Annotated in this window: 14 protein-coding genes; 13 read left to right on the top strand and 1 reads right to left on the bottom strand. The window is 32.8% G+C overall.

Features of this window, described 5'->3' with window-relative positions:
• Positions 1–237: 237 nt before the first annotated feature.
• From Q763_RS08195 to Q763_RS08135, 13 genes are all read left to right on the top strand, one after another.
• Positions 238–1068: a toxin-antitoxin system YwqK family antitoxin gene (locus Q763_RS08195; RefSeq protein WP_157499388.1), complete on the top strand. Its 831-nt coding sequence runs from the start codon at positions 238–240 to the stop codon at positions 1066–1068.
• Positions 1061–2275, top strand: coding sequence for a hypothetical protein (locus tag Q763_RS08190; protein ID WP_035133040.1), 1215 nt, complete (start codon positions 1061–1063; stop codon positions 2273–2275). The genes Q763_RS08195 and Q763_RS08190 overlap by 8 nt, the downstream gene beginning before the upstream one ends.
• Complete coding sequence (locus Q763_RS08185; RefSeq protein ID WP_035133039.1) at positions 2250–2591, top strand: hypothetical protein; 342 nt, start codon at positions 2250–2252, stop codon at positions 2589–2591. Before Q763_RS08190 ends, Q763_RS08185 begins: the two co-directional genes overlap by 26 nt.
• A complete protein-coding gene (locus Q763_RS08180) occupies positions 2572–3072 on the top strand; it encodes a PulJ/GspJ family protein (RefSeq protein WP_035133038.1) in 501 nt (166 codons plus the stop codon). The genes Q763_RS08185 and Q763_RS08180 overlap by 20 nt, the downstream gene beginning before the upstream one ends.
• Positions 3062–4180 carry a type II secretion system F family protein gene (locus Q763_RS08175; protein ID WP_035133037.1) on the top strand — a complete coding sequence of 373 codons (1119 nt, stop codon included), beginning with the start codon at positions 3062–3064 and terminating at the stop codon, positions 4178–4180. The genes Q763_RS08180 and Q763_RS08175 overlap by 11 nt, the downstream gene beginning before the upstream one ends.
• A 79-nt stretch (positions 4181–4259) precedes the next feature.
• Complete coding sequence (locus Q763_RS08170) at positions 4260–4700, top strand: type IV pilin protein (RefSeq protein ID WP_035133036.1); 441 nt, start codon at positions 4260–4262, stop codon at positions 4698–4700.
• Between the two features lie 209 nt (positions 4701–4909).
• A complete protein-coding gene (locus Q763_RS18085) occupies positions 4910–5188 on the top strand; it encodes a hypothetical protein (protein WP_035133035.1) in 279 nt (92 codons plus the stop codon).
• Between the two features lie 2 nt (positions 5189–5190).
• Positions 5191–6588, top strand: coding sequence for a GspE/PulE family protein (locus Q763_RS08160; protein WP_035133034.1), 1398 nt, complete (start codon positions 5191–5193; stop codon positions 6586–6588).
• Between the two features lie 6 nt (positions 6589–6594).
• Complete coding sequence (locus tag Q763_RS08155; protein WP_035133033.1) at positions 6595–8505, top strand: type II secretion system protein GspD; 1911 nt, start codon at positions 6595–6597, stop codon at positions 8503–8505.
• Between the two features lie 5 nt (positions 8506–8510).
• The gene (locus Q763_RS08150) at positions 8511–9692 is read left to right on the top strand and encodes a PilN domain-containing protein (protein WP_035133032.1); all 1182 of its coding nucleotides are present in this window, start codon (positions 8511–8513) and stop codon (positions 9690–9692) included.
• On the top strand, positions 9682–10209 hold the full coding sequence (locus Q763_RS08145; protein ID WP_157499386.1) for a hypothetical protein: 528 nt from the start codon (positions 9682–9684) through the stop codon (positions 10207–10209). The genes Q763_RS08150 and Q763_RS08145 overlap by 11 nt, the downstream gene beginning before the upstream one ends.
• A complete protein-coding gene (locus Q763_RS08140; protein ID WP_035133027.1) occupies positions 10193–11158 on the top strand; it encodes a phage tail protein in 966 nt (321 codons plus the stop codon). Before Q763_RS08145 ends, Q763_RS08140 begins: the two co-directional genes overlap by 17 nt.
• Before the next feature lie 4 nt (positions 11159–11162).
• Positions 11163–11681 carry a hypothetical protein gene (locus tag Q763_RS08135; protein WP_035133026.1) on the top strand — a complete coding sequence of 173 codons (519 nt, stop codon included), beginning with the start codon at positions 11163–11165 and terminating at the stop codon, positions 11679–11681.
• A gap of 167 nt (positions 11682–11848) precedes the next feature.
• Here Q763_RS08135 and Q763_RS08130 read toward each other — a convergent pair whose 3' ends face one another.
• Positions 11849–13036 carry a glycosyltransferase gene (locus tag Q763_RS08130; protein ID WP_035133024.1) on the bottom strand — a complete coding sequence of 396 codons (1188 nt, stop codon included), beginning with the start codon at positions 13034–13036 and terminating at the stop codon, positions 11849–11851.
• Between the last annotated feature and the right edge of the window lie 100 nt (positions 13037–13136).

Below are 13136 nucleotides of genomic sequence, written 5' to 3'. Positions count from 1 at the left end.
TCGGCATCTGCATTCCGAAAGGATAGTAATCTAACCCCTTCTTTTTCCTTTATATATAAGAACGTATGGCTTTTTTTATGTTTATAATTTATGCCTAAAAATGCTAAAATTGGCACAAAAAACACATTAATAAAGCACTTTTTTATTCGTTTTATTTATGCTAAAGATATAAAATAATCTCTGTTTTAGGTTACAAAAAATGGTTATATTGGCACAGCCAAAAAACCAACCACACAAATGCATAAATATTTATTACTCATAGCAGCTTTCTGCTGTTTGTCTTTTGGAGTTTCATTAAAAAAGAAAATTTCCGATCCTGATTTTCGTTACGAATTCTATACTACAGATAAAGTTGTTAAACCGGAGTCTGACAGACACTACTACTGGTTTAAAGGCGGGCGTATTCACAGTAGTGAATATGGTACGGGCGGGGAACTGCTTCACGACGAATTTTTTAAATACTATCACAGCAATCAGTTAGCTGAAGCCGGTAAGTTTAAAAACGGTATTAAAGAAGGATACTGGAAGTCGTGGTTTGAAAACGGTACATTACAATCAAAGGCCTACTGGAACGACGGGCAACTTGACGGAAGTTATTATGCTTATGACGAAACAGGAAACCTTGTTGAAGAAGGTCGTTATAAAAACAATAAAAAGCACGGACGCTGGATTAACCATACTAAAGGGGATACCCTTAAATACAAGCATGGTGAACTGGTAGTGAAAAAAGTTAAAGTTAAGGACACACTTACCAACGGGAATAAAAAACCGGGTTTCTTTAAGCGTTTGTTTAGTAAAAAGGATAAACCTGAGGAGAAAGAGGTTAATAAAACCCAACAGCAGGTTAAACCAAAGTCGGCAGTACAGCAGGCTGGTGAGCAAGATAAGCAGAGCTTCTTTGGCAGGCTGTTCTCAAAAAAAGATAAAGCAGATAAAACCAAACAACCAAAACAACAAAAAGTAAAAAAAGAAAAGGTTAAGAAGCAATCTCAGCCTAAGGATGATAAACCGGGGTTCTTTAAAAGACTCTTTGGTAAAAAAGATAAAAAGCAGGTAAGTAATGGTTAGGGCTCACAGTTTACTGTATGCCATTTTTGTATGCCTTATTGTAGCTGTATTATGTGCGGGGTTGCTCTATGCGGCAAACCTTTATAATCAACTCAATGTTTATTATAATACTCACGAAGAGCTTTATATCCATAATCAGTCTCTGGTAAATTATGCATTAGGTGAAATGCAGGAATCGGGTTCATTGCCGTTGGATGAAAATGAGGGGATAGAGTCGGCTTACGAAACAAAACCATACGGACTTTTACAGCTTATAATCGCTCATTCCTTTATAAAGGGAGATACGGTTACGTCATCTCATTTTGCTGTTCCTAATACTGTAGATAAGACGTGTGTTTTTTTAACAAATACAAACCGACCCCTCACTTATTCGGGAGATGTGGTGCTTGTAGGTAACAAAAAACTGCCTTCTACTTTTATAAAACCGGTACATATTGATAATCGCCCTAATCATTTGGAAAAAAATGTAGGACAGGTTCAGGTTTCCGAGACGAAGCTTCCAGATATGAACCAACAGCTAAAAGATGCCTTCTCGATTAATTCAGCACAAAGCTTTGAGTTGCAGGAAGTGGTAAAGAGTGATTCGGTATTTTTTAATTCATTTCGCAATCCGTTGCTTGAACTCAGGCTAAAAGGTAATGAGCTTGGTAATGTAAATATAAAGGGTAATGTGCTTATTACGGGTACCGACTCTATTTTGATAAAAAAAACAGCAAGACTTGAAGATGTTATTATAAAGGCATCAAAAATATATTTTGAAGAAGGTTTTGAAGGCACACTCCAGGCTTTTGCAGGAACAAAAATAGAAACTGCAAAAGGGGTAAGGCTTAATTATCCTTCTGCATTGTGTGTAAATAATACCTCTGCTAATAAGGGAGGTATTTTGCTAAAGGAGGGGAGCGTGGTTAACGGGGCATTGGTTTTATGCGGAAATGAAATGCAAATGTTAGAAAACAACATTATGTTTATTGAGAAAGAAGGATTGATAACCGGTAGTATATATTGTACAGGTAGACTTGTATTGCAAAGTGATGTAAAAGGATCTGTTTATACAAACTGGTTTGTGCACAAAACAGCATCTACCGGATATGATAATTGCCTGGCCGATATTGAGATAAATGTTTTAAAGCGTCCGCAATTCTTTATACCATTACCACTACTTGATAATAGTAATAAAAGCTATGAAACAATTAAAAAGGTTATGTAAAGTACCGGCAAATTCGTTACTGGAATCGGTTATAGCTCTTACTATAATATCGGTGTGCCTGTATATAGCAATAATGGTATATTCGGCTGTTTTTGCGCCTAATACATCAATGAAGTTTTACAGTTCTCAAAATAAGATACAGGCTGCTTTTTTTGATATGCAGATAGGGCTTGATTCTTTAAAAGAAAAATATGATAATGAAAACTGGATTATAGAAGAGGAGTTTACCGAAGGGAGTAAAAAAATCATCATTAAATACAGTGACAGTATTACTGAATACCCTGAAAAAGTTTTTTATGTACCCGGAGAGAAATAAAATACCGGCGTTTACTATTGTAGAAGCTGTGGTAAGTATGGCTGTAACGGCTATTATACTTACTATAGTATTTATCATATTTTCTGTTACATCACAGCGTTTAGACGATTTTAAAAAACAAAACGAAGGCATATCAGACCTTAACAGAATGAGCTATAGTTTAAATAAAGCTGTTTTTGAAAGTAGTAGCATGCAAATGCCTTCGGGAGATAGGTTAGTGTTTTCTGATTATAAAGAGAATGATGTAACATATTTTATTATGAAGGAATACTTTGTGAGAGCACAGGGAGATTTTACAGATACCTTTCATTTACAAACAAAAAGAGTGTTTATAGAAGAATTACAGTCAGAAAACAAACCTTTTCGCTACCAGCGACTACATTGGGAACTTATAGTAGATCAACAAAAAACAGATATGTTTTTTTATAAAAAAGTATATCTTGAAGAACTTTTAAAGCCTTACCAAAAAAATGAGTTTTGATTTAAGTACATATAAGAAAGAAGAAAAAAAGCAACATGGGTTCAATTTAAATACACAGGTAACTTTTGGAAAGAAGTTCTCAGATAAGAAAAAAGAACTTTTTTACCGTGAACTTGGTATGCTTTTAAAAGCAGGGGTTGATTTTAAAAAAGCTCTTGAGATACTTAGTAATCAAAACAAAAATAAATTTGAAAAAGATATTATTGATGCTATAAAAGATAAAGTAGTTGACGGTAAAGGAGTTTATGAGGCAATGAAGGTTTCGGGACATTTCTCCCCTTATGAATATTATAGCATACAAATAGGTGAAGAAACAAGAAAACTGGAGGATGTACTTACTGAACTACAAAAGTTTTTTAGCCGAAAAATACAAATGCGCAGGCAAATAGTTAGTGTGCTTACTTATCCTGTAATTGTTTTACTGGTAACTTTTTTAGTGCTGTATTTTATGCTCACAAAAGTAGTACCTATGTTTAGTTCGGTATTCCGTCAGTTTGGTAGTGAGTTGCCTAAAAGTACTCAGTATATTATTAAACTGTCAAACAACTCAGGTTATCTTTTTACTGTAATTGCTATTGTGATTGCCGGTTTGGTAGCAGGACACTATTATTTAAAAAATAAAAATAGCTACCGGGGGCTTATGGCATCGTTGGTATTGAAAATTCCATATTTTGGGAGTCTTATCAGGAAAATTTATATTTCAAGGTTCTGTCAGGCAATGAACCTCTTAACATCTTCCAGAACAACTCTTATTGCTTCACTTAATCTTACATCAAAAATGATTGGATTTTATCCTATTGAAAATTCAATTGAGGATATAAAGAATGATATTACCCGTGGAGCATCTTTAAGTGAAAGTCTTAGAAAGCATAAAATATATGAAGACAGGCTTGTAACCATGATTGAAGTTTCTGAACATGTTAATCAACTTGATGTTATGTTTGAGAAATTAAGTGATCAGTACAATGAAGAAATTAATCATCAAACCAAGATGATAGGGGTAATTCTTGAACCTATGATTATAATAGTAATTGGACTTGTGGTAGGTATAATAATGATCTCAATGTATGCTCCAATGTTTGATTTAAGTAAAATTTTACGCAATTAACTATAGTTATCAATAGTTTTGTATTTTTGGCATTAAGATTGTCTTATTAATGATTTTCTTGTTATTTAAAAGTTAAATTATGCGAAAAAATTATCTATTTTTTAAATATTTAAAAAAACTAAAAAACCTCAAAGCTAAGGCATATTCGTTAACAGAGATACTTATAGTGCTTTGTATTATAGGTATTTTATTGTTAATGGTGCTGCCAAACCAAACATCTGTAATAGGACAGGCAAAAGCTATTGAGGCTCAGGCAATGCTTAACCAGGTTTATGGTTTGCAAAAAAGCAATTTTTATCGTTTTTCTAAATATTCAAATAGTTTGGAGGAGCTTGGTTTTGAACAGGAGCTTACGGTAGACGAAGGCGGACAGGCTGTTTATAAAATTGAAATTATTGAAGCCAGTAATAACTCATTTTTAGCAAGAGCTACCTCTGTTTCTGACCTTGATGGAGACGGCAATTTTAATACTTGGGAAATAGATCATAAAAAAGTACTTAAAGAGGTAGTTAAAGAATAGTGGAACTTTTGGTTATAATAATATTGTTTTTATCTCTTTGTTTTGTTATTTATCAGGACATTAAATACAGGTATATTCATGTAATATTACCTGTTATTATATTTTGTTCTGGTTTATACCTTGTAAAAGCGGGCATAAAAGTTCTTTTAAATGTTATGCTTCTGAATGTTCTTTTTTTTGTGTTCGTTTTCTCTGTATTGGTTTTATATATGAGTGCTAAGCAAAAAAGAATACTTAATCCGTTTAAAAACTATTTTGGTTTTGGAGATTTACTTTTCTTTATGGCTCTTTCCCCGTTTTTTGTTCTGAGAAATTATATAGTATACTTTATAGTTTCTATGTTTTTTTCTATAGTACTTTACTTTGCTTTTAAGAAGGTTATGAAAAAAGAAACAATTCCGCTTGCAGGTTATGCTTCGGTTCTTTTTCTGTTTATTATAGCTGCGGATTTTTTACTTGATTATTCACATATATCTTTATTAGGCTAGTTATGGAGATTGTTGTAAGTCAGGAAAATCAGCACTTAATTTCGGGTGATATAGCCAACCATTACCGTGTACTGCCTAAAGACAGTTTAGAAGGGAATATGGCTTTATATATAGATGAGGCTAATAATACCGATGAAGTAAAAGATGAACTAGAATTGCTTTTAGGACAGGAAGTAGTTTTATTTTCTTTCCCTAATAGTGAAATTGAAAAAGCGCTTTCGGTTTATTACCGGCAGGAAAGAGCTGCGAATACTGCTAAGGATTTCACCATAGATAAAGGAGATTTTTTGGAGAATTTACTTCAGGAAGCAAAGTCACTAAAAAGTAGTGATATACATTTTGAAGTATATGAGGAAAATGCCAGAATAAGATTTAGGATTGACGGACAACTTATAGAGAGGTATAAAGTAGAAAAAGAAAATTATCTGGAACTGGTTAATAAAGTAAAAATCAGGTCTAAACTAAATATTACAGAGAAAAGATTACCTCAGGATGGCAGGATTACAAATGATACTTTTGATATAAGAGTTTCCATTTTACCTACGCTTTTTGGAGAAAAAATTGTGATGAGGCTTTTGGGACAGGATGCTTCTAATATTGATCTCTCAACTTTAGGATTTCAAAAAGAAGAACTTTACTATTACCTGGAAGCTGTTAAAAAACCTAACGGAATAATATTAATTAGCGGTCCCACAGGTTCAGGTAAAACAACTACTCTCTATGCTACACTAAGGCTTCTTAATGATAGTAAGCGTAATATAGTAACTGTTGAAGATCCTATTGAATATACGCTTAAAGGGATTAATCAGGTTCAGCTTAAAGAAGATATAGGTTTAACATTCTCGTCTGCATTGAAGTCATTTTTAAGGCAGGATCCTGATATTATTATGCTTGGTGAGATAAGGGACTCTGAGACAGCATTAATGGCTATCAGGGCATCGCTAACGGGACATTTGGTTCTGTCTACCATACATACTAACTCTGCCTTTGGTACTATATCAAGACTAATTGATATGGGGGTACCTTCATACCTTATAGCAGAAACCCTAAATCTTTCAGTAGCCCAAAGGCTTGTTAGAAAACTGTGCCCGGATTGTAAAACAGAAGTTAACTGTGAGGAAGAAGATTTCCCTAAAACATATAAAAAACCTTATAACCTAGAGAAAATATATAAACCTGTAGGCTGTAATAAATGTTATCACACGGGATATAAAGGCAGAAGAGCCATTTATGAAGTTGTGAATATTGATCATATTATAGCTCAGGCAATTAAAAATAACAATGTAGATAAACTTTATAATGAAGAAGAGTATAAGAGCCTTTCTGATAAAGCCTTTGATATTTTGGCAGAAGGGGAGACTTCATTAGAAGAAATTTATTCAATACTTGTAAACGTATAAAAAACCATGCCTAAAAAAATTTATTGCCTTATTGTAGCCTGTTTGATTAATCTAACATTACTTGCCCAGCAAGATCCTACAATTATAAGTGCTCAGCTTGATGAGTTTGCTAAAGAAAAACCGGGGATAAACGAGGTAATTAAAATTGATGTTTCAGGGCTTTCCCTGCATGATTTTATATCGACAATTGCTTTTGAACATCACTTAAATGTTAGTGTTGACAGAGATTTAAATCAAATTGTAGATAATAACTTTTATGATGTAACTGTAAAAGATGTATTTCTGTTTTTAGCCGAAAAGTATCAGCTTGATATTAGCTTTATGAGCAATATTATCATTTTTAAAAAGAGGGAAGAGGTAAAAATAGTAGAGAAAAAACAGCCAAAATTAATTGATGTTGAATACAACGCTAAAAATGATTTTTTAACAGTACGACTTCAAAACGATTCATTAGTAAGTGTGGCTAAGGCTATTGTTGATAAGTCTAATAAAAGTATAGTGCTTGCGCCTAATGTTAAAAATGCTTTAATTACGTCCTATATTGTAAACCGCCCGTTTGATCAGGTAATGGATATGATGGTTAAATCAAATGAATTAAAAGTTACAAAAGATGACAATGGGTTTTATTATATAGAAAAAAACCTTGCACCTATTGAAACACCTGATGCATTGGGTAGCACAGGAAGTAAGAAGTTAAAGAAATCCAACATAGGGGAACAGGGATATTATGATGTAAAGTTAAATCAATACGGTTATCTTTCAGTTGAGGCATATGGTGCAGATGCTGCCGAACTTATTATTGAAGCTGCCAGTAAGTTGCACATTACCTATTTTCTTTATAATAAACCGGAAAATGAAAAAACTACACTTCTGGCAGATAATATAACTTTTGATGATTTACTGGAACATATATTTAAAGGGAAGAAATACACCTATAAAAAAGAAGGTGATTTTTACCTTATAGGAGAAGAATCAACTAAAGGTTTACGTAAAACAGAAATTATCCAGTTAGAGAACAGGTCAATAGAATCAGTAATGATGTCGTTACCAAAAGTATTTTCTGAAAATGTGGAAATAAAGGAGTTTGTAGAGCTTAACGGCTTAATAGTTTCCGGTGCACAAACAACCATAGATGAACTTAAAACTTATATTAAACAAATAGATAAGGTTGTTCCGTTAGTACAAATAGATGTAATGATTGTACAGTATAATAAGGCTTATGATATTCAAACAGGTATTACTGCCGGTTTGGATAAAACTAAATATCCACAAACAAGTGGGGTACTGTTTCCCTCGGGCGATGTTAATTTAAATGCTACATCGGTAAACAGTCTTATAGATGCATTTAACGGTCTTGGAGTATTAAAGATAGGAAAGGTAACAAATGCGTTTTATCTTAATATGAAGTTTTTAGAGGATAATTCTATTATAAAAATAGAATCTACCCCTAAAATTGCTACAATTAGTGGGCATGAGGCTAAACTGGCTATAGGGGAAACAAATTATTACTTTGAACAAAATAATCAGTTACTGGCAAACAATATCAATAATAATATATTACAGTCGGGTACATGGAAATCTACCGAGGCGAACCTGAGTGTTTCAATCAAACCATATGTCTCTACAGACGAAACGGTAACGCTTAATGTTGCAGTGGAGAAAAGTTCTTTTTTAGGAAGAGTAGGTCAAACAGCTCCTCCGGGAAAAGCAACACAACAGTTTCAGTCTCTTGTAAGGGTGAAAAATAATGAGATGATTTTATTAGGAGGTTTGGATGAATTGCGAAAAGAAAATACAGCCTCTGGTACACCATTATTGTCAAGGATTCCGGTTATAAGCTGGTTCTTTAGCGGAAAAAGAAAGTCGAAGTCAAACTCCAAACTTCATATTTTTATTAAACCAACCATAATTTACTAATTTAAATGTTGTCATTTTTATCAAAGGTTATAAAAATTAATAATGTAACTGTTTTAAGTTATTTTAAAACAGATGAAGGCGAAGACTGCCGTACTATTACCCTGAGGAAAAAGGGTAATAGTCTCAGTGTGGTCTCTACTAACAATTATAAAGGCCTGGATGATTTTCTTGATAATTATAATAGTAAACTTCCGGTTTTATTATTATTGGACGGAAAAGGTGTTTTAAATAAAAAAATAGATACTAAAAATACAACCGACTTAACCTGGAAAAAAAATATAGATTTTAATACGGTATATTTTACTGAACTTGTTACTTCTCAATACACCTTTTTATCATTTACACGGCGACATAATGTTGATGAAGTAATTTCATTACTGCAAAAAAAAGGAATACATATTTTAGATTTTTACCTAGGTCCGCTTACCACTGCATTACTGCAAAATGCTATTGATGAAAATTTAATAACTTCAAACAATTCATTACTAGAGTTTGAAGAGGGCACGCTTATAAATCTTACAAAAGATGAGGGCAAGGAAAAAAACTATGCTATTGGTGATATACATTTTTCTTCGGTACAGTTATCATCATATGGCGCAGGTATACATTTCTTTATAAAACAAAAGGAAATATCTAAAAGTTATAGTGACCTTATAGATAATGAAGAGTTTATTTATAAAAAGAGCTTTAATTATCTTGCAATAGGTATGCTGGGACTGTTTTTTACCCTCTTACTAATAAGTTATTTTGGGATACAATATTATTCAGGACAAAATAATGCGTTAAATCAGGAAAATGTTTATTCCAACCAAACATATCAATATATTAAAAACTTAGAGGAGCAAAAAGAGAGTAAACTTAAAATTTTAAACGATAGTGGTCAGCTTTCAGAGAAGTTTCTTACTTACTACGTTTATACATTGTCTTCCTCAGTTCCTCAGGATTTATCAGTAAGCCAGATAGAGGTTTTCCCAGTTATAGGCGAAGTAAAACAAAATAAAAAGATAGAATTACAGTCAAATCAGATAATGTTAAAAGGAGCCACTTTTAACGAATCGTCTTTTAACGACTGGTTAAGAAAATTAAAAAAGGTAGACTGGATAAAGGAGTTTGAGGTGCTGTCTTTTAAAAAAGACAAAAAAAATATGCAGCATTTTGAAATAAAAATATTAGTAAGTGATGTTTGATAAATATTCGTTTAAAATAAAATTCAGGGCACTTATTGCAATATTTTTCATTTTGCTGTTCACTTCCTATAAAAGGTCTTTTAGTACTCTTATAGGGGTTGTTAAGGAGAATTCTGAACTAAAAGATAAAGTAGCCGATTTAAAAAATACTTCTTCTGATTATAATTTGCTGCAATCTCAAATAGCAGCTATAGATAAGATAATAGGAAAAGAAGGGATAAATAAAGAAAAGATACAGCAGGATATTATTGACTTTATTACCAGTAACGGTAAAAAAACCTCTATATACCACCTGCAGTCAATTCATGAATTTTCTGATGATAATTACCATATATATACAAATGAGGTAGATATAACAGGAGAACTCAATGATCTGTTAAAGCTGACCTATGATTTTGAAATAAAATTTAATAATTCCCGCTTAATAAGCATGGACTTCTACACAGCGAGAAAAACTAATCAAAGTGACATTTTACATTTAAAACTTATATTTCAGAACTATGAAAATAAAAAATAACATACTGCTTGCCATTCTTGTAATATTTACTTACGGTTGTGAAGATATATTGGAAGATGATATTACCAATGACAACATAACAATGTATTATCCATTAAATAATGCAGAGATAGAGAGCAATGCTGTTAACTTTCAATGGGCTTCACTTGATGGTGCAGACGAATACCGTATTCAGGTTTTTTCAGAAAGTAATAACATGGTACTTGACTCCCTTGTTAGCACGAATCATTTTATACAGCCTTTAAATCCGGGGACTTATCAATGGAGGGTAAGAGGAGAAAATTTTGCTTACGAAACGGCTTATACTTTTCCTGCTACCTTTACATTAACTACATCTGATGACTTAACAAATCAGCAGATAGTTTTATCATATCCTTCGTCAGGCTTCTATACACAAAATACATCGTTAACCTTTTCCTGGACACCTGTTAATGCTGCAGAATATTATGTTTTCCAGTTAATAAACGTTACAGCAGGTAATATTTTAATACACGAAGAGCCACAGTTAAATAATAGCTCTTTTACACTTGCAAGCGGTGTTATAACTGAAGACGCACAATACTCGTGGAAGGTTAAGGCTGTAAATTCGGAAAATCAAACCGAAACACAATTTGCAAGCAGGAATTTTTATATCGATACTACTATTCCAAATCAATCTCAAAACACTTTACCTCTTAATAGTACATCTATTACACAAAATACAGCGGTAAATTTTGCATGGACTGCACCGGGTGATACAGGGGTGATAACTTCGCCACTATCTTATACAATACAAATAGCAAACGATGTAAGTTTTAATACTATAATACAAACAGGAAATGTTACTACGCCTGCTTTTGAGTATACTTTTACATCCGGAGGAGATTATTATTGGAGAGTTAAAACCAAAGATCAGGCTGGTAATGAAACGGGTTACAGTGATTATTTTACGATAACAGTAACAGAATAGTTAAGTGAAGAAAAAAATAAATGTAATATTAATTATAGTTGTTATAGCTCTTTGGGGAGGTATAGGGTATCGCTTTTTGAGTAATTATTTTTTTACTCCAGATCAACCCGTATTGAGTACAAATTTTGATTCGAATACAGATATCGATAATATTTTTGTACAACGGGATACCTTTGTTATGGAACCTATTAAAAGAGATCCGTTTCTTAATAAAATTAAAAGTGATTCTAAGTCGATATTAGTTCGTAATAATTCGACAAATAATACTGTGAAGCCTAAACAGGTTGTTACACATTCTAGTACCGAAATAAAAACATATTGGCCCAAAATTGAATATTACGGTTATATAAAATCAGGAGATAACAAAGAGCTGGTGCTTTTAAACATAAACGGATTTGTAAAAAAAATGCATGTAGGTGAAAATGGAAGTGGAGTTACTGTTAATAAAATATCCAGAGACTCAATAGAGGTTTCTTTTAATAAAGAAAACAAAGTTATTATTAGACACTCAAGGCTTAATTAAAAAAGGTATTATTAACAGTGTTAATCACGGGTATTTAAAAAAAAAGATTTAGTCAATATAGTTGAGGCTTTTGACCAGAAGTACTAAAAAGAAAAACACCCATAATTGCGCATTATGGGTGTTTTCATAAAAACCAAATCAACATTATGAAAAAATTTACTGCTATTCTATCTGTAATGAAGGGCAATTTGTCCAATTTGTCCAACAATTTTAAACGAATCTTTGAATGAAAGTTTAGACCCGTCGGCATGAATCCATCTGTTTAGCGGTTTTTCGCAAAGCATTTCCTGTACCTGTTTGTTACCATATACTTTTTTCATTCGCATAAATATCTCTACATCAAATAACCATTTGGTTAAAAACTTCCTGCCGAATGTTTTCTCCACCACATCGGTAGTCATAACCTTAGCACCACATTGAGTATCTCTAAACTCCATTCCCAGTGTTTTCCTGATAATAAAATTAATGGTCATGCTTATTATTTTTCTGGCCGATTCTTTAGTAATATCGGCACCCATTCTGCTTATTCGGGAGCCGCTTACTATTTTGTATTTTGAATTGGTTATGGTTTTTACCAAATCAGAGAAATCATCAAAGTCGGTAGAAAGATCGGCATCAAGAAAACCGATATAATCAAACTGTTTCTGTTCTGCCAGATGTAGCATTCCAAGTCGTACCGCTTCGGCTTTTCCGCCGTTTTTAGGACAGTCGTAAACGCTTATATGACTTTCATTTCCTTTTTGAAGCTCTTTAAGCACTGCAAGGGTATTGTCTTTACTTCCGTCGTTTACAAAGCATAAATGGTAACCAAGGTTTTTGCGCACAAAGCTTCTAAATTCTTCACTTAGCAGTCTTTCTTCTTCATTATAACAAGGTATAACAACACCAATACAGGTGTTTTGAATGTATTGCTCTTTTATATTCTCTTTTCTTTTAATGTTAGTATCTCCCAGTAGTCGGCCCACTCTAATTCCTATTTCACGAAGACTTAAGGGCTTTTTCATGTAATCGTTAGCACCAAGCTCAAAGCCCGTAACTATTATGTCTTCATCAACATTGCCCGAAAGTATTATAACCGGTGTATGCTGCTTTTTTACAAAGCGTATATACTTTAATACTTCAAGCCCCGATACGTTACTTACAATTTCATTATAAGTATCCTGTAGGGGAACATGGTTGGATTGGGCAGACATGTTAATATCTGTAATTACAAGATCGGGTTTAAAAACCTCATACTGCTCTATAGCATCATAAATGTTGTTTGAACATTTAACCTCATAGCCCAATTCTGTAAGGCATCTCTCCAGAGACAGCAACACCAGTTGCTGATCGTCTACAATTAAAACTTTATTCATAATTCAGCGTATTAGTTGTTGTGATTTATTATTTCAAATTTATATTGATAATGAGGGTGTTATGAAACGTTTTAGTTGAACAGAAGATTTCTTTCGGTGA

It is taken from the genome of Flavobacterium beibuense F44-8 (genome assembly GCF_000769915.1).
Lineage (GTDB): Bacteria > Bacteroidota > Bacteroidia > Flavobacteriales > Flavobacteriaceae > Flavobacterium > Flavobacterium beibuense.
Note: the sequence above shows the minus strand (reverse complement) of the source record. Positions and strands in the feature narration are given on the sequence as shown.